Annotated in this window: 18 protein-coding genes; 10 read left to right on the forward strand and 8 right to left on the reverse strand. The window is 33.8% G+C overall.

Going from position 1 to position 23,650, the window contains the following annotated elements; translation table 11 throughout:
• Positions 1–14: 14 nt before the first annotated feature.
• Positions 15–1,961, reverse strand: coding sequence for an elongation factor G (locus tag MPH60_RS24860; RefSeq protein WP_241594567.1), 1,947 nt, complete (start codon positions 1,959–1,961; stop codon positions 15–17).
• A 542-nt stretch (positions 1,962–2,503) separates the two neighbouring features.
• Between MPH60_RS24860 and MPH60_RS24865 the strand changes: the two genes are divergently transcribed.
• From MPH60_RS24865 to MPH60_RS24885, 5 genes are read left to right on the forward strand one after another with little or no spacing between them, the layout of a single operon-like run.
• Positions 2,504–3,304 (forward strand): hypothetical protein, encoded by an 801-nt coding sequence (locus MPH60_RS24865; protein ID WP_241594568.1) that lies wholly within the window; start codon positions 2,504–2,506, stop codon positions 3,302–3,304.
• On the forward strand, positions 3,301–4,566 hold the full coding sequence (locus MPH60_RS24870) for a tetratricopeptide repeat protein (RefSeq protein ID WP_241594569.1): 1,266 nt from the start codon (positions 3,301–3,303) through the stop codon (positions 4,564–4,566). The genes MPH60_RS24865 and MPH60_RS24870 overlap by 4 nt, the downstream gene beginning before the upstream one ends.
• Positions 4,559–4,969, forward strand: coding sequence for a VOC family protein (locus tag MPH60_RS24875; RefSeq protein ID WP_241594570.1), 411 nt, complete (start codon positions 4,559–4,561; stop codon positions 4,967–4,969). The genes MPH60_RS24870 and MPH60_RS24875 overlap by 8 nt, the downstream gene beginning before the upstream one ends.
• Positions 4,970–4,991: 22 nt before the next feature.
• Positions 4,992–6,353, forward strand: coding sequence for an MATE family efflux transporter (locus tag MPH60_RS24880; RefSeq protein ID WP_241594571.1), 1,362 nt, complete (start codon positions 4,992–4,994; stop codon positions 6,351–6,353).
• On the forward strand, positions 6,334–7,434 hold the full coding sequence (locus MPH60_RS24885; RefSeq protein WP_241594572.1) for an outer membrane protein assembly factor BamB family protein: 1,101 nt from the start codon (positions 6,334–6,336) through the stop codon (positions 7,432–7,434). The genes MPH60_RS24880 and MPH60_RS24885 overlap by 20 nt, the downstream gene beginning before the upstream one ends.
• A gap of 639 nt (positions 7,435–8,073) precedes the next feature.
• On the opposite strand, the gene MPH60_RS24890 is transcribed toward MPH60_RS24885, so the two are convergent.
• The 4 genes from MPH60_RS24890 to MPH60_RS24905 form a co-directional block, all read right to left on the reverse strand.
• Entirely contained in the window at positions 8,074–8,322 is a 249-nt protein-coding gene (locus tag MPH60_RS24890) for a hypothetical protein (protein ID WP_241594575.1), read from the reverse strand.
• 419 nt (positions 8,323–8,741) lie between these two features.
• Positions 8,742–10,769 carry a pLS20_p028 family conjugation system transmembrane protein gene (locus MPH60_RS24895; protein WP_241594576.1) on the reverse strand — a complete coding sequence of 676 codons (2,028 nt, stop codon included), beginning with the start codon at positions 10,767–10,769 and terminating at the stop codon, positions 8,742–8,744.
• Between the two features lie 11 nt (positions 10,770–10,780).
• The gene (locus tag MPH60_RS24900; RefSeq protein WP_241594578.1) at positions 10,781–11,254 is read right to left on the reverse strand and encodes a hypothetical protein; all 474 of its coding nucleotides are present in this window, start codon (positions 11,252–11,254) and stop codon (positions 10,781–10,783) included.
• Positions 11,255–11,555: 301 nt separating this feature from the next.
• The gene (locus MPH60_RS24905; protein WP_241594579.1) at positions 11,556–11,711 is read right to left on the reverse strand and encodes a hypothetical protein; all 156 of its coding nucleotides are present in this window, start codon (positions 11,709–11,711) and stop codon (positions 11,556–11,558) included.
• Positions 11,712–12,879: 1,168 nt separating this feature from the next.
• Between MPH60_RS24905 and MPH60_RS24910 the strand changes: the two genes are divergently transcribed.
• The 3 genes from MPH60_RS24910 to MPH60_RS24920 all read left to right on the forward strand — a co-directional run bounded on the left by MPH60_RS24910 (position 12,880) and on the right by MPH60_RS24920 (position 14,405).
• Positions 12,880–13,179, forward strand: a complete 300-nt coding sequence (locus tag MPH60_RS24910; protein ID WP_241594580.1) for a hypothetical protein — start codon at positions 12,880–12,882, stop codon at positions 13,177–13,179.
• 238 nt (positions 13,180–13,417) lie between these two features.
• Positions 13,418–13,828: a hypothetical protein gene (locus tag MPH60_RS24915; protein ID WP_241594581.1), complete on the forward strand. Its 411-nt coding sequence runs from the start codon at positions 13,418–13,420 to the stop codon at positions 13,826–13,828.
• A complete protein-coding gene (locus MPH60_RS24920; protein WP_241594582.1) occupies positions 13,815–14,405 on the forward strand; it encodes a hypothetical protein in 591 nt (196 codons plus the stop codon). Before MPH60_RS24915 ends, MPH60_RS24920 begins: the two co-directional genes overlap by 14 nt.
• Positions 14,406–15,164: 759 nt before the next feature.
• Here the strand turns inward: MPH60_RS24920 and MPH60_RS24925 are convergent.
• Positions 15,165–16,820, reverse strand: a complete 1,656-nt coding sequence (locus tag MPH60_RS24925) for a helix-turn-helix domain-containing protein (RefSeq protein WP_241594583.1) — start codon at positions 16,818–16,820, stop codon at positions 15,165–15,167.
• Positions 16,820–17,305: a hypothetical protein gene (locus tag MPH60_RS24930; RefSeq protein WP_241594584.1), complete on the reverse strand. Its 486-nt coding sequence runs from the start codon at positions 17,303–17,305 to the stop codon at positions 16,820–16,822. Before MPH60_RS24930 ends, MPH60_RS24925 begins: the two co-directional genes overlap by 1 nt.
• A 1,304-nt stretch (positions 17,306–18,609) precedes the next feature.
• Here MPH60_RS24930 and MPH60_RS24935 point away from each other — a divergent pair.
• On the forward strand, positions 18,610–19,731 hold the full coding sequence (locus tag MPH60_RS24935) for a hypothetical protein (protein WP_241594585.1): 1,122 nt from the start codon (positions 18,610–18,612) through the stop codon (positions 19,729–19,731).
• A gap of 1,042 nt (positions 19,732–20,773) precedes the next feature.
• Here MPH60_RS24935 and MPH60_RS24940 read toward each other — a convergent pair.
• Positions 20,774–21,676: a hypothetical protein gene (locus tag MPH60_RS24940; RefSeq protein WP_241594586.1), complete on the reverse strand. Its 903-nt coding sequence runs from the start codon at positions 21,674–21,676 to the stop codon at positions 20,774–20,776.
• Positions 21,677–22,398: 722 nt separating this feature from the next.
• Here MPH60_RS24940 and MPH60_RS24945 point away from each other — a divergent pair.
• Positions 22,399–23,649, forward strand: coding sequence for a ParM/StbA family protein (locus MPH60_RS24945; RefSeq protein WP_241594587.1), 1,251 nt, complete (start codon positions 22,399–22,401; stop codon positions 23,647–23,649).
• The last annotated feature ends 1 nt before the right edge of the window (position 23,650 follow it).

The raw sequence follows: 23,650 nt of genomic DNA on the forward strand, positions 1-23,650 counted from the left end.
ACTCTCCTTAAAAACTACTTTTTTAATCCTTTAAAAATGCTAAGTAAATATTCTTCTCTATTTAGTGGACTTATTCTTACAAATTTTTTTCTTGGATATACATTCGGTGCTAATACTCTAAATGAGTGTGGTTCTGTAATGAAAATCCCTTCTCCTTCAGTCCAATCCTTCAATTTATGCCTAAATAAATCTATTTCTGTTACCTTTATAAATCCACTAATAAAACATGTATCCTCTTTTGTTATTTGATTATTCACTTCAGCTCCAGATTGTAATAAATTTGAAATAGATTTTTTAAGAAATCTGGATGGTATATGAAGATTAAAAACATTTATTGGTTCAAATACTCTTACTCCAGATATTTTTATAGCTTCCATTAATACTAATGGTGTAAGATTTCTAAAGTCACTAGCAGTACTTATTGGACTTTTATAAGCAGCATGAGTAATTGTGACTCTAATACCATCAATTTCCCAACCATATATACCTTGTTTTAGTGTGTTCCTAACTGTTTCTTCTATTGCTTTATAAAAGGCGTGCGGTAGAGCACCCCATTCGGAATTCACAACATATTCGAGACCACTACCAGTATTATTTGGTTCCACGGTTATTCCAACTGTAGCACAGAACGGGTTATTACTATCACCTATTTCATATAAAGCAAAGCCTTTACTTAAAGGTTTCTCAATGTAAATAACGCTCGTTTCAGAAAACTTTACTGAAAGGTTATATTTCTGTTGGAGTATCGCTTTTATGACTTCTTTTTGTACCTCACCAAAAAATCGGACGTTAATGTTATTACTTATTTCATCCTTTGTTATTTGTACTAATGGGTCCTCTTCACTTATTTGCAAAAGGGCATTATATAACTTGAATATGTCTTTCTCGTTTACTGGAATAATAGACGTTTCTATATTAGGGGAAGTATATTTAAGGTGTTTAATCAACTCTGATTTATAACCAAGTACGTCTCCAATCTGAGGAATAGAATCATAAATAACACCAATATCTCCTGTTTGAATAAACTGACTCTGAATTATTTTCCCTGAGTCTAACTTGCATAGTTTTTTTACTTTGATAGAGTTTTCATCATTATATTTATTAATGATATTAATGGAATCTCTTACTTTAATAGTTCCAGAAAAAACTCTAAAAAAACACTTTTTAGATCCTGTGTCACTTATCTCTACTTTAAAAACCAATGCACATAATTTATCTTCATTTATACAGTTATTATGTGAAGCAAACATAACAATAAATTTAAGCAGATCTGTTACTCCCTTACCTTGAATTGCCGAGCCCAGAAAAACTGGATGAGTTAGGCCAGCTCTAATCTGTCTAATGAGATCATTTTGAATCTCAGAATCGTTAATTTTATTGTTAATAAACATTTCTACAATCCTGTCATTTTCTAGCGAAAGAATGTCAAGAATATTTGTTTTATTCATTTCGAAAGATACACTACAATTTTTCTTACCTTCATTTTGAATAGTGCAAAGTTTCAATAACCTTTTTTCAGTTAGAACTTTGAAATCATAAAGTACTTTTTCATAATCTGCGCCAGATCTGTCAACTTTATTTATGAAAATAAATGTGGGTATATTAAGTTTGGTTAACTCGTTAAAAATAAATTTTGTTTGTGCTTGTATGCCTTCAACCGCAGAAATTACTAGAATTGCACAATCTAGAACTGATAGAGATCTTTCTACTTCAGAAATAAAATCAGAATGCCCTGGTGTATCAATAATATTAATTTTTATGTTTTTATAATGAAATGATATTGGAGTTGATTTTATAGTGATGCCTCTTGCTTTTTCCAACTCGTGAGAATCAGTAGATGTATTACCTTTATCAACATAACCAAGTTCTTTTTTTATTCCAGTTTCGTAGAGTAAGTATTCAGTTAAAGATGTTTTGCCTGCGTCTACATGTGCAAGTATTCCAATATTAATAATACTCAATATTATCAACCTCTTACTTTGTATTATTATTTAACAAGTATAAAAATTATTTCTTCTAAATAATTTACCATTTATTCATTTTATTTCAACTAAATTACATTTTATCACAAAAAATCCCAAAAACCGATTTGACTTTCCAGAAAATTCAATATATTATTTAAGAGGAAGTTCCTAAATTATCCATAAGAGGTGAAAATATGAAAAAGAAAATGAGAAGTATTAATGTAGAGTTACCAAAGCCATCATTATTTCCATCACCAACTACTTAATAGCTTGATATTTAAAAAGATAATAAGTGAACACGTTAAATATGTACGGATTCACTTATAAAAAACTCCCTAGGGAGGTGAGAATATGAAAAAGAAAATGAAAAGCATTAACATAGAATTACCGAAACCATCATTATTCCCATCACCAACTACTTAATAGTTATCATTTAAACTAAGAATAGAATGAGTAATAGACTCATTCTATTCTTAGTTTATTTATAGCAGTATTATAGCTAAAATTATATGTACTACGTCTATAGGAGACTCCAAATTATGATTGACTTTATTATTTTTGATGACAAAGTGAATAAACTTGAATTAGATTATAGATCTATAGGTTGTATGATAACTAATAAGAACAATTTATATACTATAGTTGAATACCCCGGTTCAACTAATAAAGTAATTATCAGTAGCATAGGCCTAGAAGAACTAAGAAAGTTGCACAACATTAGTAATGAACATTTCGTAATTAAAAATTTAAATCAAACGATTTACTTCAATATAAATGAAAAGTCCCCTAATTTAATTAATTCTAAGTTTCGTAATGTGGTTGATAATGAATTAATTAGAAAAGATGAGTATATAAACTCTTTCGGATATAATCATCAAATAATTGAAAGAAAAATTATCTCAAATCAAGATTTATACCAAATATATGTAGAGTCATATGATAGAGTTAAAAACCTTCTAAATTTAAACTATGAAGTAAATATTCATACTAGAGAATACATTGCTGAATGGTTAAACCATCTACTAGAATTTGAAATGAACTCAATAAGCAGTATGAAGACGTGTATTGCTGAGAACGGAAAGAAATTAAAGTTAAACATACATGATGCGGATGTCTGGAAAGAGAAATTGGAATATTCAAAAATGTCAATACCATTGAGTATTAAATTATTTTTAACAATGCGGGAATATAATTCGCATTTTTTAGAAATAGATAAGTTTAATAATCATTATTTTGCCGGAGATAAAAAGGTTTATTTAAGAGACATAATTTTAAATGTGACGAGTCATACATTAGAGCATATTACAGACTTAGAAAATAAACTGGAGGAACTTACATGATATTTTCATTAAAATCAGATTTTCTTTCTACCGTTATGCATTTACAACATGATTTAAATAATGTTACGAATTGGTCGAAAAGTGTTGTAAGGACATTTGAAACACATAGTTTTGACGATGTACCGTATTATCAAAGCCAGTTAATTGATGAAACTGTGAATTTTGAGATAGCACGATCTATGAATCTTAACTTGGAAGACGTAAGGAATTTAAATTACGAAAGTCAATCACCAAATTTAAAGATTATCAAGTGGTTAATAAGTAATTTATCATATGTAACGCCCGTACAAAAATTAAACCTTAGTTTTGTATTATCTTCGATGGGAAAATACCATCTAGCTGACAACATTTTAAAGAATGTGGAATTTAGTAAACTCTTGCCAAAAGAACAAGCTTACTATTATCTTCAATCATTCCTATTAGGAAACAGACTTGGAACAAGAAACTTCTTTGACGAAGAGTTTTCTAAAATTAAGAACATATTAGAAAATAACAAATTGAGTCCTAGTGCTGAAATGGTGTTTGTAACGCAGGTAATAGCATGGTATGTAAAGAACAAATCCTTCTCAGTAGATATTTATAAATGGTTTCTAGATAGAGGCAAATTAAATGAAAAGAAAATTAAAAACAGTAAAGACTTTCATAACTTATTAGCAGCTTCTAATTATTATAGAGCGTCGGCTATGGTATTTATGAGTTTTAACAACAAAGAAGATATGAGAAAAACAATGGAACTGTCTTATAAAACAGCAGATTTATTGGAAGCTAGTTCTGAATTGGGCTTCATTAAAAAGACAGAAGCTTTAAAAACCTATTATGAATCTTCATCTAAAGAATTCGCATACTATCATAAAGATTTAGAAACTAGTATAAAGTATTTAGATTCCATGGAAGAAATAGATTCGAATTGGAATATTACATATCAGGAAAAAGGAGATATATACTCTCATTTCGAGCATAAAGAAATGGCCATACAAGAATATACTAAAGCATTAAATCTAGATGGACCAAACTATATATATACACTATTCAAAAGAAGTCTACTACATGAAGAACTTCGGAATTATGAAAAGGCTTTAGAAGGTTATAAAGAAATTATGTTGCTAGATGATTTAAACTTAAGTTCAGCTATTAATGGATTCAATATAAGTATTAAATTAGGTAAAGATGAAAAGGAATATTTTGAAAGTATAATTGATGAGTTCATAATCAAAGGACTTATAAATGAGAGTATAAAGGAGGAAGTTATACAGCATGATTAAGGAAAGTATTATAGAAGTAGATTTAATAGATCATATCCAATTGGATGTTGCAAATTTGGAAGAAAGTATTAGTTTCTATTCTAAAGTATTTGGGTTTGAACTGATTGAGATTGGAGTTCGTGCTACTACTAGATGGGCAATAGTGGGAAATAAGGCAAATATATTCTTATGTATGCATGAGTTTGCAGAAGGGAGAGATATAGAGAACCAAGGATTAGAAATTACACATTTCGGATTAATAGTTAGAGATTTTGATAATACATTAGAAAAATTGAAATCTCATAATGTTGAGTTATTTTATGATCATCTAATTGAATACCATTCTTCAAGATCCATATACTTTCGAGATCCTAATGGATATAAACTAGAGATTTCAGAACGAATAGGAGGAGGAATTCAGTGACTTTTCACTGTAGAAAGTAACTATGATTAAGAATTCTACTATTTCTTTTAAAGAATTTGTACTTATAGGTTTTCCTATTTTTCTTTACAATATAATAAGTTTTCTTTTTACAATTGTTGATAGTATCATGATTGCCCCCCTAGGTGAGAAATATTTAGGGGCAATTGGTCAAGCTGGTATCTTTTTTACAGTGTCTCTTATGTTTTTTCAAGGGGTGCTTTCAATGTTTATACCCTTGGTCTCAAAATTTAATACTGAAAATGATAATTTGATATTAAGAGGGTATTTTTTTAACACATTAATCCTCTCTTTATTTATGACAATCCCTATTATTATAATAAATGCATACGCAGGATATTTTTTTACTATGTTTAATCAACCAGTAGAGGTTGTATTTTTAATTGAAAAATACCTTTCTGTGTTAAAGTGGTCAGCTTTATGGGCACTAGTTTATACGTGTTTTGTTCATTTGTTAAATATCACTAATATGTCTAAGTATATAGTTTGGACAGTAATATTTAGTAATGTTGTTAATATAATCTTTAACTGGATATTTATTTACGGTAATCTTGGTGCCCCTGCTATGGGGATTGAAGGAAGTGCTCTAGCAACTAATATAGCAAGAATATCCGTAATTCTATTTTTTTTGGTTATATCAAATAAAATATTTCCATTTAAAATTTTTTCGAAAGAGAAAATCGTCTTTCATAGTGATTTCTTAAAAGAATTTTTAGTTAAGGGAGTACCAAAAGGAATATCGTACGTTAATGAATGGTTCTCATCTTTTGTTTTAGTTTTGTTTGTAGGACTTGGCGGTATAATTAATATAGCGAGTAATCAAATCGGTGATTTAATTTCAAGTCTAATGTATATGATTCCTCAAGCAGTTTCAACCGTAGTGGTCATTGTTCTATCAAAAGTGATAAAAAATAAGAATAATTTATTTAGAAGTACCATAAAAAAATTATTCTTATATGGAATGTCCATAAATATTTTAATAGCTCTAATAACATGTGTTAGTCTTCCCAACCTAATACCATTATTCTCAATTGAAATTGGTTCAGATACATATGAGTTAGCTAAAAATATACTAATTGTACATATAATTTTCTTTCCATTTTATTGTCTACAATACATGAATCTATCAATATTAGATTCTCTACTAGATACAAAATGGCCTAGTATTATGTCGCTTTTGACAACATATATATTTGTACTACCAATATCTTTTTTAGTAGCTTATTATACTAAAAATCCAATCTATATTTGGATAATCGATGGCATAGGAAATGTTATTTTAGCAACTGCCTATTATATAAGATATTTACGTATAACAAAAAAGTCTATTACGTATGGAGGCTATAATGAACAGGTATTGGAGTAAAAATTCGGTTGAATTCGAATATGATAATCACATTGTTGATAATTTCCATAAGGTTCCTACTCTTGAAAATTTCATAGAAGTAAACGATAGAGTCTGGAGTAAGCCATTAGTTTATTCAACAAATTCAGTTATTGTAGGATTGTGGAATGGTGATATCTTATCAATATCATTTGATAAGACAAAAAACGACATTAATTGGAAAATAGGCACAGAAGGACCCAATTACAGCTCTCCAATAAAAGTTGACGATAATTATTTTATATTTGCCAATGATGCTGGAGTAATGAGAAAAATATCATTAGACGGTGAAGTAGTCTGGGTTTGTAGAGTAAACGGTGCTTTTCATGCTAACCCTATTTTATTTAATGGTTATGTATATGCTGCTTCATACGATCATAACTTATATGTGATTGATAAAGATACAGGGGAAATAATTAATAAAAGAACATTTAACCCAGATATTTCTGAAGATATATATAGCAGCCCATGTGTACTTCCTAGTAGCGAAATTATTTTTGGTACAGGTAATGATTTAGTTTGTATTAATAATTCTAATCTTGGTGAAATTTGGAGGTTAACTACAGGAGGAATTATTGATGCAACTGTAGCTGTTGATAATCAGGAAAATAGAGCTTATGTTGGTTCTGAAGATAATTTCTTCTATTGTATTGATATTTTAACATCTGAAATAGTTTGGAAAGTTGAAGCAAATAATAAAATAAATTCTAGTGCAGCTTTAAACGATAATTTCGTTTTCTTTGGAACAATTGATGGCGTGATACATTGTATTAATAAATTTACTGGCGAAAAAGTTTGGACTGAAAAATTCTCTAAAAACTTATACTATACATCTCTAACTCTAATTACTGGAAATGTTTTATGCTTTGTTACAAACCAAAATATTTTTGCAGTTTCAACAAAAGACGCTTCAATATTATGGACTTTAGATGGAGAAGGATATGGTTTGCACTCGCCATTTACTTTATTTGATAAGAAGAATTTATATATAGGTTCTGATAAAGGTGTTGTGTTTAAATATACTTTTAACCAAGATAATTTTGATATACAAGAATCCTCTTAATATATCCACCTAAAATTAAGAAGAACTCTACTTAAAAAGAGAAGCTGATCTCTTAACGTTTACTGTACTGGACTACAATTTAATAAAAGAGACCCTATGTAACTAATAAATAACCTCTGCACAACAAAATACCGGGGTCACTTTATTAAATGCAAGGTTCGAATGACTTGTGATTCAATCGTCTTTAAATTGGCAAAAAAATCAAGTCTAATGCATTGTCTCAATAGTTTCCCTTTCTAGCGTTAAAGCCGATGTGTAATACACAATATAGGTTATATAAGAATCCCAATTAAAATAGTAGCATAGGTTTGAGAGGAGATATGGTCCTATTTTAATTGGGGTCTTTTTTGGAATATCTATGCAACGTGGAAACTCCACGGCAATCTTCAATTAAAGAGCGCAATTGTTGAATAATTAAATCCCAATTTCTCATTTATATCACTGAGAGATTGGGATTTTTCAATACTAGAATACCCTTAACGTTGTAAATCCGCGTTTTGCTGGCGGTACCCCTATATTAAGAAAGGCAAAAGAATGATAAAAAACTGAAGAATTATATGGTTTTGTTATAAATCCATATTTATCAAATCTAATTATCTTTACTGGATCGGTATTAACATTTCTTATATTTATCTCCATTTATTCTTCCATCAAATCAGCTAACAAATTTTCTAATCTAGTTACCGAATTATTCATTTGCTCCATAGCTTCGATGTTTTTTGAAATAATCATTTCGAGACGGGCTTCTTTTTCATCTATATCTTTTTCGTATGCGTTTTTTTCTAATAATGATTTTAAAAATTCTTGTCTTGAAATTGATTTTTTCTTTGCCATTTCATCAAATTTTTTTACTACAATAGGGTCTATATTTCTTAAGAATATATCCATGATTTATCTCTCCTTTTTAATTAAACTATAATCAAGCTTTCCACTGTTTAAAAAGAAAAGAGCATAAGGAAAAACTGATATCACCAAGGGTGATATCCTAGGCAAAGCCTAGTGTTTTATATGATATCATTGATTTCTTCCAGGTGGGCTGACATGGGTCTACTGATTGGTATAGGTGGGCTGACGTGGGATACATGAACTTTATCAGGTGGGCTGATGTGGGTCTTAAATGATAATTTAAAAACAGTTATTTAGTGATATCACTAAAATTTAATCAATGTCCCTTTTATGTCCCCCTATTTTCGACCAATGTCCCCTTTGTGTCCCCTTCAGAAAACTACAATGTCCCCTTCACGTCCCCCTATTTTATTTATTGTTATTAAAAAAAGAGAAGGAAACCTTCTCTTTAATTTCACTTTTTATTGGCCTTTTCGACGAAACTTAGCGATGTTTTCCCTTAAAGATTCGCCTGTATTTTGTCCAATTTGGTACGTTCGTTTTACTGTTTTTACAGATTGACTGTTCCGCACATTATCTGAAATTATGCTTCCAATATGACGAGTTTCTCGATCAGTTCTTTTTTCTTGTAGTGGCATTATGTTATTAGATTCTTGTTGCATTTCAGATGAAACCGACGAATTATTTGACTGCGAAAATGAAACTGGTGAATTACTTGCTTCGTTAAATCCACTTGAGATTTCCTCACTTCTTTGGAAATCACCATTGTTCACTTGTGATGGTAATTCGGAAGAAACCGAATTTGAATCTAGTTGCATTTCTTCCGAAATCGATGGATAATTTGATTGTGCAGGCGACGAACTACTAAGAGGGTGGATGTCACCTGTCTCATTTTTTTGAAGATCGCTATTTCCTACTTTGGTTAGCGATCCAGACGAAATGGAGTGTGGACTGTTGTTGGCAGCTGCACTCCGTTTTTTATTACTGGAAACACTATTCAAATCCATTTGATGATGCAACCCTACCACTTTTCCTTTTCCTGTTTGTCCTTCTTGTTGCTGTTGTTGTGCCATTTCTTGTTCAATTGAGGAAGCAACTTCTTGTGTTCCAGTTTCAATTTCCCCAGAACCCTCCGAACCATTTAGACTTTGCTTTTCTTGATTTTGATCTTGTACCTTGAAATCTGCAGAATGACCATTTTCCGAACCATTCGAAGTCTCTTCTTTGGATTGGTCCTGTCCTTTTGCTCTAAGACCTTGCGCTATTCCTGCAACTCCTGCGATACCACTTACACCCTTCAATGCCGCGGATTTACCTTCACTTGATAATCCTTTCAGAGTGTTTGCCGTACCTTTTGTTGCACCGGCTGCGCCTTTTGCAAGAGCATAACCACCTGCTATTGCCCCCCAACCTGACTTCAATCCTGCATCAATGCCGAATAACCGTTCAACAATGTTAGGACCATCTATGACCGCAAGAGAAAAAGCGAATAGAGCAATGAGATATGCGACACCGTCTAATTTAGCATCTATAAAGTCCGTACCGAGAATGTAAATTTTCATGCTTAAGAACACCATAATTGTTACAAGAAAGGTATTTAAAATGCTTTGAATCACTTGTTTTGTTTTTTGGCCTGAATGAATGTCAGCTGGGGCTATGATTGTTGCTAAAACATAGTTAAAGGTCATTTCAAAGAATAATTTTGCAAGTTTAATGGCGATTGTCAGCAGTGTGAACCCCGTTATTGCTAAAGTGACAATGACTGTAACCCAACTCACATGGTATTGATAATATTTTTCGTCATATTTGAACCATCCACCATCTAGTTCTGCTATTTTTGGATTCCCTGTATCCCCATAAGCTATCTTACTGCCTAGAACTTCTTTTCCTTCATCGGATAATTCTTTCCCACTATCAAATTTAAAATCTTTATCAATCGATTGTGTGATATCAATCTTTAAAATACTACTAGTTGGTATCCGATTCGGATGTTCGGGCTCAGTTGTTTTCCATCCTGTTCCATCAAATTGAGCCACATCCGTTATATTATCTTTAACAATCTTTTCAGCCGTGGAGCCGTCTGATTGTTCTTCCAATACACTTACAGCATCATCCGTAAATTGATTTGCTTTGTCCATGCCTTCGCCAAGTAAAGCCAGAACAACAAATACCATGAACATATTGACAATAATTCCTTCACGATCCACTTTCTTTTGAAAAATAATTTGATATCCTGTATACAGGAAGGACAGACCCATTAAAGTTCCGCAGAGAGGCAACAACATATCGACAAGTCCCTCAACATCTGTGTAATTATAAAAATCTTTTATTAGAAGAATACTGTCTGTTACATTTTCAAGACTATCAACAAGCCATGCCAATCCTTTTATAATTACCCAACCAATCCAACGCAGCATGTAAGAGATCGGATTGGTTATTTCGAGAAAATCAGAAAATTTCTCAAGTATATGCGTTGCTATTTCATCCATAGTATCTACTCCTAATTATCGATGTAATCGGACTTAACCTTTTGGACAAACTTCTCAATTTTGCTATAAAGTTCTTCCTCATCAGTATACATAAAGTCCATTTCCTCCATCATTTCACCATCTTCATAGTAGGCTAATGTTCCGTTCTTCTGATCGAGTATCTTTACCGGTTCTTTACCTTCTTCCCATTTTTCTGCAGTTAATTGGGGAAAGTCCTTACCATTAGCAACATAGAAATCAATTTCCTCAGCTTCAGCAACACGTTTTATTTCTTTAAATTGATTTTTATCGTCCTCTTCCTCAGATTCAAGTGAATCTCTTACGTAAACGAATCCTGTTTCTTTATTAGGTTGAAACTCCTTAGCTTCATCGAGAGTAAGTTCTGTGACTTTACCACTTCCACCACTAACACCACTCCCACAAGCTGATACAACCCATACAAGCAATAAAACAAGACCTCCACTAAAAACCTTTTTTAAATTCATTTACAAAACCCCTTTGTATTTATTGATCTATATAAAAACCGCACCTTTCACAGTTTTATTCGGAGACACAAATGTGTATAAAATCATGCCTGGGTCACCATCGAACGTGAAAGCTTCAGTTAAAGCACCATCATTTTCTTCATGCTATGTACGTGTTTCTTTAAAAACTCCATTTGTAATTGATTTAAAGGCTTTTTCATGATAATCTCTCCATGAAATTCAGTTTTTAAAAATTGGGCGAAAAGCCCACAACAAAGGTGTATTCTGTGCCAGCAGAATGCGCCTTTTTCTATTGCTGTTACTAATAGTTCTTTTTATAAAGCTCTCTTTCTAAAAGACTCATAATAAATTCCTTTTTACTCACTCCTTCATCAATACATTTTTTAGCAAAGTCTTTATATAGCCTTTCTGGTATATCAGCGCTAAGACGCTTATGCCCTTCGGGTGCTTTAGACAACTAGCCACCTCCTAGTCGTGTGTTTGTGTGTCCGTGTGTATAAAATAACAAAATACCGCATTGGAAAACAATGGTCCTTCCTCACTAAATTTGGGAGCCTTCATAGCGATACAAAAAAGACCGTATCATTTTGATACGATCTATAATCTTTATAATAAATCACATTCCACATTCTAAGGGCACCTGAAGATATGCCATGTAAACCAATACCTGTGGTGTATTCTCGCCAACCCATTTCGCTGTTCTTACCTTCCACTGTTTGCTATTGATGGATAGTGGGAGGGAGATAAATTATATATTCTAACGAGGTTTATTTTAAAATAAATCAAATATTTATTGTGGTTTTAACGACAACATATCGGGTAACTTCAATTTTTTACTTAAATGGATAAATCTTTTTAAAATCAATTTTTTTAGTCATATAATATGTTAATATGCTCTCATCCTAATGGTCAAAAATAATAATAACCCCTTATCATGAATGAAAAACCAAAATTAGATTAATTAAAATGAACACGATCATAGATTGGTTCGCTTCAAAAAAAAGCAAACACATATTAGCCATGACTAATATGAGTTTGCTTTTTTACATCGATTTTAGGTGAATAATTCTTGAGAAGAATATACAGCTCTCCTTGAAACTTTTATTCTCTTTGTCTTTTAATATCTTCTGGTTTTCAGAACGTTCTATGGTGCGATAGCCAAAAAATGTGACTAAATGAAGCAGTTTTAGGGTTAACCTTACAGGTAGTGGTTATCAATCGATATTAATGCCTAGGCACACGTACTTTTGCTTTAAAAAGGGGATTCCTTCTTGCTATTCAATATCTAGGCATGTCTTTACTTTACTCTGTTTCGGGTAGGACATGCCCCCTCTTACCTTCTTAATCTAACGGCGTAGTAGTAAAACAAACAGACAAATTTTCTTTTTTTTAAACTATCCCTCTTTATTGGAAGTTCCATGGATTCAAATAACAAAATAAACTAAATCACCACAAACTAGTCTAACTTAGATTAGACTAGTTTGTTTTTTTTAAAAATCCAGACCAGACTAATCTAGCTTAATTATTCCTTGATCAACCTCAGAATTTTTGCACTAAACCATAATTGACCAAATGGCATTTTAACCAGCAGACGTCCATATACTATTTAAAAAGGAGGAAGGAAAATGGTGTATAGACCTACCGTAAGATACCCGGACGTTTATAAAAATTATATAGAGAATGTGTATAAAGCGACCAATCTAGACCGTAATCAAATCATCCGTTTGGCCTTATTTGTTGCCGCACATTCAAACGAGTATAAAAGTATCCTTCAAAAACATAAAATTGCTGACGTCCCTCTCCCCTGCCCAGATTGGGGGCGGGATGAAGATGGTTACTGGACGGGTCAAAACTATATTACAAAACAGAATCAAGCCCCATACAAACTCACTGAACAGGGTGGAATCAAGATTATATTAGGCTAATTATTTCTTTTTAGATTCATTTGTGCTCTTTACGTAATGTAGTGTGGATGCCTTATTAGCAAGCTTTTCAGCCAGTTCTTTTGAAATATCTTTACTCATTTCGTATCACCTCACTTAAAAAAAGCATTGCCACAATCCCTAGTAAATATACCTCCCTCCACTCTTGGCAGAGCGTAACGATGTAACCAACCGACCAACCAACCCAAAGAAAAAGACGATTCTGAAAGGGGAAAACCAAATGGGAAAGGTTAAACATTTAAATCCGGTTCTCTCTTCTTCTAATAAAAAAACGATTGAACCACAAAAAAGAAAAGTTCGTTCTGATAAGCTTCATGACATAAAAATCCCCGTGGACGAACCCATGGACATGATTTTAAGGCGGGAATCCCGACGATACTGGAATGGCTCCAAAACAGCATTTGGCACGGAAATACTGTTGTTTGGTCTTGAACATGTGCTCGTATACCCTGACGTCACCTATACAGACCAGCCTTACACGGTTCATTGCAAAGTAGATCATGAAACGTATCAAAAGATAGGTGATTATGCGGCCGGTTGGAAATGCAGCGTTCGAAAAGCAGCTCATCGGATATTTATAGAAGCATACAAAAAAAGGCAACTAGGGGGCGTAACAGATGGGGAAATATAGCCAAGCCAATCTTATAGATGAAGAACTATCTTTAATTGGATCAACAAACTTTATCGGAAAGCTACTCCATAAAGTAAATAAATCTTCAACCATCTTACTGAGTATAGACGTCCCCTTAAATCTATTTCTAAGAGCAGAAGTTTTCTGTGAAGATATTCAAGACCTATCAGACCTGCATTTCGAACAAAACGACTTAATGAATCTTTTATATAATGACTTTTTACTGTTTGCGAAAAAGAATCCAGACTCAAATGCCATATTCCGATTGCTCACCTCATTGGATAAGTATGCTGGTAAAGATTCAAGGCTTGAAAAGTATGGGGAATCTGCTTTTAAATTAATCCATAAAGAAAAGAACCAAGAAATAAAAACGTTGGATTTACGCATGAGAAGGAAATATGCTTTACGTGGAGAAATTTTGCTTGCCGATATGGAGGAAGTACAGCCAGAACATGGTTACACACTAGAAAGGGTATTTGAGCTTCTTTATATAGATTTTATTGATAAATTTCGAAAAGGTGATCATGCGGGTGTCATAGAAAATATCCTGCGCCTTCTTGATGATGAAAACGAATAGAATATACGAAAGGCTAAGGAACATATTTGAAGGGGAAAGTCCATAAATCCTCAGACTAAATTTCAAAATATGAACCTATGCATTCACAATGCAATTTTCATAGGTAATGAACTTGTATAAGTTTCTCCAAGCTCATTACCTATACTTTTCGGTGTTCAGCACAAGCCCCCTTCGTTAACCAATAACTTCTCTCCTATTTCATATCAACGGACTATGATCCAACAATATTTGCATCAATACTCACCCCAAATTTATCGGATATTGAATTGGCTTACTGGCTTACACAGGGAGACAAGTCCAATCTATTGTTAGTATTTGTAGCAACATATGACTGGCCGATGGATAGTTACTTTTTCGTCTTAAACTTTTCACAGTTTGTTGCTGATATGTAACATTAGCCCTTTGAGGGAATAGTATATTTCGAGCAAGGCAACTTAGTCACCAATAGCACTTTCACCAGCGATCCTTGCTCTCTGCTTCAATCACAAAAAATTATAATGGCCTCAATCTTTATTACTTGTTCAATAAATAATAAACGTTCTTTTGTTTGTTGTATAAAAGCATTTAAAATCTCATGGAACACACATTCCAACACCAACATTTTTTACCACTCTGTTCCATGCGAAAAATAACTAATCGATCATACCCCCTTCATGATTTATGTCGGTGCAAATTAAGATGATTTATCTTTATTTATTGAGATGATGCTCCGATGATATGTTAGAAAAATCTTCAAAAAAATAAGCACCGTTTAGATGCTTATTTTGCATTTAACCACTCTTTCATCTTTTCTAAGCTGACTGTATACGGGCGTTTAATTAGATTCCTTTCATACCTGGACAAAGTACTATGGGAGATTCCCATTTCCTTAGCTGCCTCTAAAATGCTTAATCCCCGATCCGTTCTTTCCTTATTTATCGTCTCAGGAGAAACCTGCTTTTCTTCAACCATCTCCTTGGTTGCACCATCCTCCCTGTCCGTCATCCCCTTCAACATCGTTAGAAAATTCTCTGTGTCATAGTCCTGATCCTCAATCAATAATAAGTCCTGGTCATCTCCCATTCCCGTGATTTCTGTAGGTGGGATGATTTGGACACGTGCCTTCAACCAGGTGTTTGCGAACCAATTTCTCTCCTGCTCAATTTGCTTCTCAAGGGTTGTTTCCTTATAACTCCACCCTTTAATGATCCCATCCTGCTGCAGGGTGTCCAATATTTCCTCAAATTGTTCCCTGATTCTTGAACCATATCGCGGATTCACGTCCAAATCCATGACTTTTAAAAGCCCTTTGTCTCCCCCAATATGATAAGCCCTGAGATAGTCTGCACTCTTCTGGCGAATCCTCCACTGCCAGGACAGATACCTGGATAACCGTTTATGGTACTTTTGCTTAATTGGATGGTATTCTAGAGTCTTTAATGCAAGCAGCCCACTGCTCCTTTGGGAACCGTATAAGAAGTTTGCGAGCAATTCCCCTGGACGAATACTGCATTCATAAATACCAATAGGGTTATCCCCCCGATAGGCTACCGTCACGCTATCCACCAAAAACAAGGGATTAAACTGGACTTGTCCAATTTCCTCAAAATCTCCCTGATCCTCATTGATGAACCTCAAATTCTCTTTTTCAATTCTTATCCATATCGTTGTGAGAGCGGCCAACCTTTTCATGATATCATCACGTTCTTTTTTTCGATAAGACATTTGATAGCCGTCTAAATCTTCTTTCCGACCTTGCAATCTCCTAAGATTCAAAGCATCATCCGTATGGAAATGAATCATTTGGTCCTTATGAGTAGCCTGTTGCATCCAAAGAATCGAGACAATATCAAAAATATCTGCGGTTAAGTCATCCATCGACGTGATGGCTTGAGAGGTGAGATTTTTCCATTGTTCGATGGCTACATTGGATTTCATCATCAGATAATCATTTTCTGCCCTCACTTGAGCCGTCGCTTCTAAAGCCCTCTCTGCAATCCTTGCAGTAGGAATCTCGGTCGCAATGTCGAATTCATTTTTACTGATGGTCTCCCTTAATTTATGAAATAATAAGGCCGAACCGGACTCGGCAAAATTTTGATTCAACAAGGCATTTATCACTTCCCTGTTGTTAGACTTTGGGGAAGGTGCTGAATTCTCTTCTCCTATAATCTGTATGTATGGAAGGACAAAATTTCTAATTTCTTCTATGTAATCATCAACCCATTGTTCCATATCCTCGAATTTCAATTCATAATCTTTCACCAAGCTATCCAAAATCACAAAAAATGCTTTTAATGTTTGGCTAGGCTGGTAATCATCTTGACCTGACATAAGATGGTTGATATCCATATTCCAATCGACAAAGAGTTGAGGATAATCTGGAAAAATCGTTTTCATGACATTCAAAAATTTCGTTTGCAGGGGTTGTAACATTATTCTTTAACCCGCCCTTCTTTTGTCGACTCTATGTCCTCAAATGAGTACTGTTGGATGTAATCTTGAAAAACAACGGTTTCCAAAATACCCAAATCGTGCAGAAAGCTAACGGACTCAAAAGAAAGGAACTGAACGATCGGATTTTTTTCTAAGATGGCATCTTTCAACTGTTGTATGTCCTTTTCCTGATAGAGGATATAATTTCCTTTCTGTTCTTTGATGTCGTTAGGAGAATAGATAGTATCTTTGAGAGGTTGATTATGCATACATTCATAAACCATCTCATCTTTTATATAATAAGTCCTGACACCAAAATCTTTCCCAACCTTATAAAATTCGATTTGTTTTCGAAACCATATGGGACCACTGTATAATTGGACCACAGGTTTAGGAAGCACCCCACGCAGCTGATAGGTGGAAACCTTTCTCCGATCCCATCCGAGAATTTCCCCCACCTCTTTAACTCCTACTAAAAAATCCATATGTGTTCCCCTTCTAATCTAGTAATATGGTAATTATGAATGAGTATTGTTGCTTTTGTCAACACACATTTTAACGTGCAACTTTTTTTATTTTGACGTTTGCTTTCACAATGTGCACATAACACTTCTTCTCTGTTCACTTGCGATATTTTCCCTTTTAACTCACGAAGCGCACCTTTTCCACATAGGGGCATGATTTCTTCTCCCCTTTTGCAAGTTCGGTACCCCTTTGACTTATTGGCTGCCTCCTTGGCTTCCTGCAGAATTGGAGGTTAGAAGGCTTGCGCTGTCTTACGCTTAGGGAGGCAAATGGGGAAAATAAATCAAAAAAGCAGCCGGATGGCTACTCTCCATAAAATTGCAACTTATCTTGTATTTGACGCTTCCACTCACAATGTGCACAAGCCTTTTAATAATCTTCCTTTAAAATATAGGTTCTTTACCAAAATCCTTTCATAAAGTCATCTCCTTCTGGTCAAATAAAATGGGAAATGACGTTTACTTGCACACGTATTGTGCAACTTTTACGCTTTTAGTTCGATTATAAACGGGTTTTTTCATTAGAACGTTGATATACCAGTGGTTGTCTCAACTCTCTTAATGATTAAAGGATGACCGTTCCTTTCACAACATGCACACCATTATATGGGATTGCAACTATTCCTTCATTGGACGTTTGCTCTCACAATGTGCACAAAGAAAAGGGTATGCAAGTTTATCTTCCATTAACAACATCCCATAAGCTCGACGCCTTCTTGTACATCTCACTCATAAGCTGTGCAACTTTTTCTTGTTTGACGTTTGCTTTCACAATGTGCACAATTCCCTGTTTTTACTCTGTGATTTTTTAAAACATTTTATCAACCAATCTTTTACACCTCTACATCACCAGCAAAAATTAGAATTCCACACAAAACAGTGCCTAAATTTATCTCTTTTTGTTCTAAAATGAAGAAAAATGACGTTTGCTCTCACACAAACTTGCACACATTTCTGTGCAAGTTTTTTTATTCTAGCCCATTTATGGATGGACTATTTTATGAAAACATTGATATATCAACCTTTATCCTAATTTGCTTATCCATCAATTCATGACGGTTCCTTTCACAATATGCACAAACCGTGTGAAAAGATGACGTTTCCTTTCACACAAAAATTTTTAGAGTTTTTTTCAATCCCTTGCCCCCCAAGGGATGAGCACACGTTGTGCAACTTTGAAAATCCCTTAATAAAGGACACCATTTCCTGTTTTTCCATTCTGCTATAATTCAAACTAGAAAAATAGACGAGAGGAGGGCCCAAAAATGAAAGAATCCAGAATAAGAATCGATGGTTTTAGAATGCATCACGCCATCTTAAAAGAATTCCATTTTCTTCGTGATCAGTCATTTGAGCGCCCTCCTGCCTCTTCCTATGTCGTATATATGACCATGTTAAACCAATTACAAGTAGAACAAAACCAACGTGGCATGCTTAAGGAATATAATCTTTCTTACTGGGCAAAGAAACTTGGAATCTCTTATTCTACCCTTTGGGGAGGAAAAAAGTTTTTAGAAGATCATCATTTTGTAAAAGAGGAAATCCACGAAGGGTTACCTGTTATCAGGTTAAAAGATGTTGATAAGTATAATACACCTGAAATTAAAGGTGTATCTCTTAACTACCTAATCATACCGCACGCCCTTTTTGAAACGAATATTTTAGCAGAATTCGTACGTACCTCGAACCCAGAAGGGATCGAACTTCTCTTATCCTTACTTAACCAGTTCCGGACTGGTCTGTCTTTTAGCAAGACAGGTGAAATGGAGAAAATAAAACAAGAACGGACAATGAAGACACTTAAACTTCAACTAAACAAAAATGCAAAAGGGGTTCGTAAAACTTTAAGCGTTTTAGAAGCTCTTTTTTCCATCGAATTCACAGGGATAGAGATTCGTGGCAAGCAAATATGGATAAAGAAAGCCTCCTTTTCCTTGAAGCCGGAATGTGTCGAAGAAAACACGGATGAATTCAATGTCAACTCACTCATGGCGAAACTATCAAAAGAGCTCACCTACTTCTTTGATGGACATCAAATTAAATTTAAGCCAAGAGACCAAATCGATGTCATGATTTCCTTTAAGCAGGAAGTAATGAATAAACTGAACTATCTTATGGATGAGGACTATGAAAGCTTCACCATACGTGATCGATTCATGAAAACCTTCTTTTTACAAACAATGGATCAGATAGGAATTCATATACATACAGAAAAACAACGAAAAGGTTCTTTCCATTTCTACTCGATCGGCGCCTTTTTCAGAATGGCCTTTAGAAAGTATCTCCCTGGGGCCTTAAAAAAGATTCCTTATGAATTAATCCATGAAGCCAAAATTAGAGAGTACACCAAAACCGGCCAAGCACCAGAGCTACATGGTGTAATTTAATAGCTTAACCCAGCCTTGTGAAAAAATAAGACATTCACAGGGCTATTCGAATATACGCAAAAAAAATATAGAAGTATTCCCTTAAAACAAAAGTCTTTCCTTCCCTCTTCTGTCACGAATTTTGGCAGAATTCTCGAGAAGGATTATTTTTTTACGCTTAACTTATTCCGAATGTAGCCTTGTGAAATAGTGGATATTTAAAATTCCCTTCTGTGAATATGTAAATAGTTAAAAAAAGGCCCTGTGTATATGTGACTTCATTTACATTTTATATGTGGGAAAGTGGAAACTCTGTTAAAACGACTCTTAGAAATGGCTAAAACCCTTGCCCCTCAAGGGATATACCTAACAATAGATAAATGCCTATTAATTCTGTTTCTTTTATTAAATCTGTTTTCTCTTATTAAATCTGCCTTTTTATTAAATTTGTTTATTTACGAAATAAATTAAACATAATTTAAATATTAGATGCTTAAGAAAATTTACTCGCCGTAAAACAATGTGCCTTTCAAAATTCACCTATTGAAAAACTAATGAGAAAGCTAATGAGAAAGCTAATAGGTCATTTATTATAAATTTTAAACAATTAAAAGAAGAAACCTCCAATTAGTTGGGTAAGCATAAAACGACAACTATGATATTCAGCACAAATAAATGAGCAGCATCCTATAACACCTTTCAGGAAATCACTTTTAGCCAAAAATTCCGCAAGTAATACCTTAAAAAAAGAAAATACTTTGTAAAAAAATTAGGCCACCCAAGACGGTGGCCTAAACTTATATCTTTTTCCTGCATTCAACGTATTTAATTAAGGGGCAAGGCCCCTTTCCCCTTCTACTTGCATTAAGGCGCTAGATAGCTCATAAAGAAACTATAGACCTTCATTGATCTTCATAAAGCCAAAGGACACTCTAATTCCAATTTGAATATACAAAATGAAACGTTAACTACCCATCTTCTAGAAAATGAACTACATATAAAAATTTGGGAAGTTCTAATTTCCCGCCTTATCCCATAGACCAAAAACAAACGAAAAGAACCATTAATCTTCCATAGTTTGTTCTAATACTTCCCTTTCATTTGTTAGAAGTGCTGTTTCAGATTTTAACCTTTTATCTAAAGCAAGTGATTCTTCTTCCATTTGACTAATCTTCTGCCTTATTGCATTAATTTCTTCAATGAGTTCCACTTCTATATGATCAGCTTTGATATCCCTTTCATCCACTAGTATGTCAGATTCTATATTCAGAGTATCTTCTGTACTTTTTTTTGTAAAGAAAGAGAAAAAGCCTGTATTTTTCTTTTGCTCCAAACTTTTTCGTAACACATTGGCTGCTTGTCGATCCATTTTTCGATTTAACCGATGATTTTTAATCTTTTCTTCTATAACTTCAATTTGTCTCTGTCTATCAGCTATTCCCGTTCTCCTTCTTAGCAACTCCACTTCAATTAGATTGATTGTGTTTTGTAGCGTGAAGGTTCTCATCATTACATTCTGCCTTCTATCAAATTCCGAGAATAATTGATCTAAGGTATCCTCATTATATTTACTCCCTTTTGCTTTTCCGCCATTTTGTTGAGGTATCGATTTTAGCGATAATTTAACTTGAATATCGGAAATCGTTTCTCCCCTCTCAATTGCCAGTAAAGTCATATGGATTTTAAATACAGTGAGAAATGGCAAACGTTTCTTTCTACCTTCTACATAAATCTCTAAGTATCCCTCTAGCATCCTAACGTAATACCTTAGCGTTGAATTAGCGATATTAAAAATCTTATCGGAACAATCGGTAGTTGAATACATGGCATTCGGATCCAACTCTAGTATATTTTCTTTGAATAGTTTGGCACTGTATTCCTTATCAAGCACCAACGAAGTGAATAAAGCATCGTCACGAAGTGCTTCTATAATGAACTCCTTATTAGCCTGGACTCTATTTGTCACGATAACCCTCCTCTTAACGCTAGTTTAACTATAGCTTATTTTTATCTACCTATCGCTAAGCGTCAATTTATCATTATCTATAGTTTACCTACTAGATAAAGACTAATCAACTAAGTTTGTTTGCTTTAATAGAAATAATGAATGAATTTGTTCCATTATAATCTAGTCTAGATCAATCTTTAAGTACAGTAGTAACTAAACTAATCTAATCTAGTTTAAGTTTTCAAGGGGTTCTTTCTACATTAGGTGCATTAAATGACCGATAACATTAATTTAGCGGTAGAATGCAACAATATGGAATCATTAGCGTTAATTTTGGGATGATTTTCTCATTACTAAACTAATCTAATCTAGTTTAACATGTATTATGTAAAGTGGATTATCTTACAACCACCAATGTTAAATGACCGATAACGTTAATCTGGCGATAAGCAGCCAGGACGCTGGGTGGATTAGCGGTAAATTGCGATTGAATCACTTGTGATTAATGGCGTTAAACGACCGATAACGCCAAATTATCGTCAAATATATAGTTAAAACGGTCCAACTAATCACAAAAGTGTTTGTTAAGCGGTGAGATATCGTTAATTTACCGATTTTAAATCAGCGCTAAAATGTCGTTAACGTCAATTTAGCGCTAGTTTCCCATTGACTTTAACGGAGATTCTCTATATATTGGATAGTAATTAGACTAAACTAGATTAGTCCGAAGGAGGAAGACCATGACAAAACTTGATTTTTTATTTAAAGAGGATTATTTAATTGCAGGAGTGGATAGTGGGAACATTTCTAATAAAATTACATATATCGATCAAAAAGGAAATGTTGTTTCATTAAATATCGCAAGTATTATCGGGGAAAATGCGGAAACGACTGCCGAAGATATGCCAGATGAAAGCGCAGATAAATCTTTTCCTGATGATATGATCCTTCATTTACATATTAAAAGCAAAGCCTTACCAAAGAATCGGACAAATGCTTATTATACAGTAGGGGAATATGCTCAAATTTCAACGAATGACAAAAATAATTTAAGAGAAACCAGCAGTGATGCTAGAGATAAATTGGGGAATGAAATCCATGTTGTCACAACTTTAGCGGGATTAGCCTTAGCTGCTTGGAAATCGGGTAAGAACAATAAGGTAGACGTTCCATTGAGTTTTGGGCTTCCAATAGAAGAGGCCAAACAGGCGTCTTCGGAAAAAATCAACTTGTATATGGGTGAGCATGAAATTACAGCAATAAAAGGTCCTTATAAAGGCAAAACCATAACCATTAACATTACGGATGTTCAGCTTAATGTGGAAGGCGTAACGAGCTACTTAGCATTGGCCTTTGATTTAGTGGATGGGGAAGTGGTGGAAACTGAATTTTCAACACAAATCCATGATGAGTTTGCCATAGCTGATCTGGGAGCTGGAACATTGGATTTGGCTCTTTATGATGAAAATGGTTTAAACTCAACTAAATCTACAAACCATCTGATAGGTACAAATAAATATATTGATTTAATCATGAAAGAGGCAGCTGAACTAAAGGAATTCGACAGCATAAGGGCTCGTTTTGAAAGGGTGAATAAAACTCCTAAGATCTCGTTTACACGTGAAGAATTCATGAGGAAGTTCATCAAGCCGGAAATCGATAAAATGGTTAAAAAACCTAAATATTCTCCTGTCTTTAAAGCGACATGGCAGTCCAAAACAGCAGATATCACCAAGATTGTAGAAAAATATACAAAACAATATGCCGAAGAAGTGAAAGATAAAGTAATCCGGTATTTTGTTGATACAAACGTTGGGCAAATGATTATCGTCGGGGGAGGGCTTCTCTTCGCTTATCAATACCTAGCGGAACTTAAAGATGAAGATTGCTTATTTCCTCCGAATATCGATCAAGCGAGTTTCTTTACAAGTAAGGCATATCTCTTGAAAAATATTATAGCTGAAATTGAGAAGCAATCAATTGAAGCATAAA

The organism is Peribacillus sp. Aquil_B1 (assembly GCF_022603275.1).
Lineage (GTDB): Bacteria > Bacillota > Bacilli > Bacillales > DSM-1321 > Peribacillus.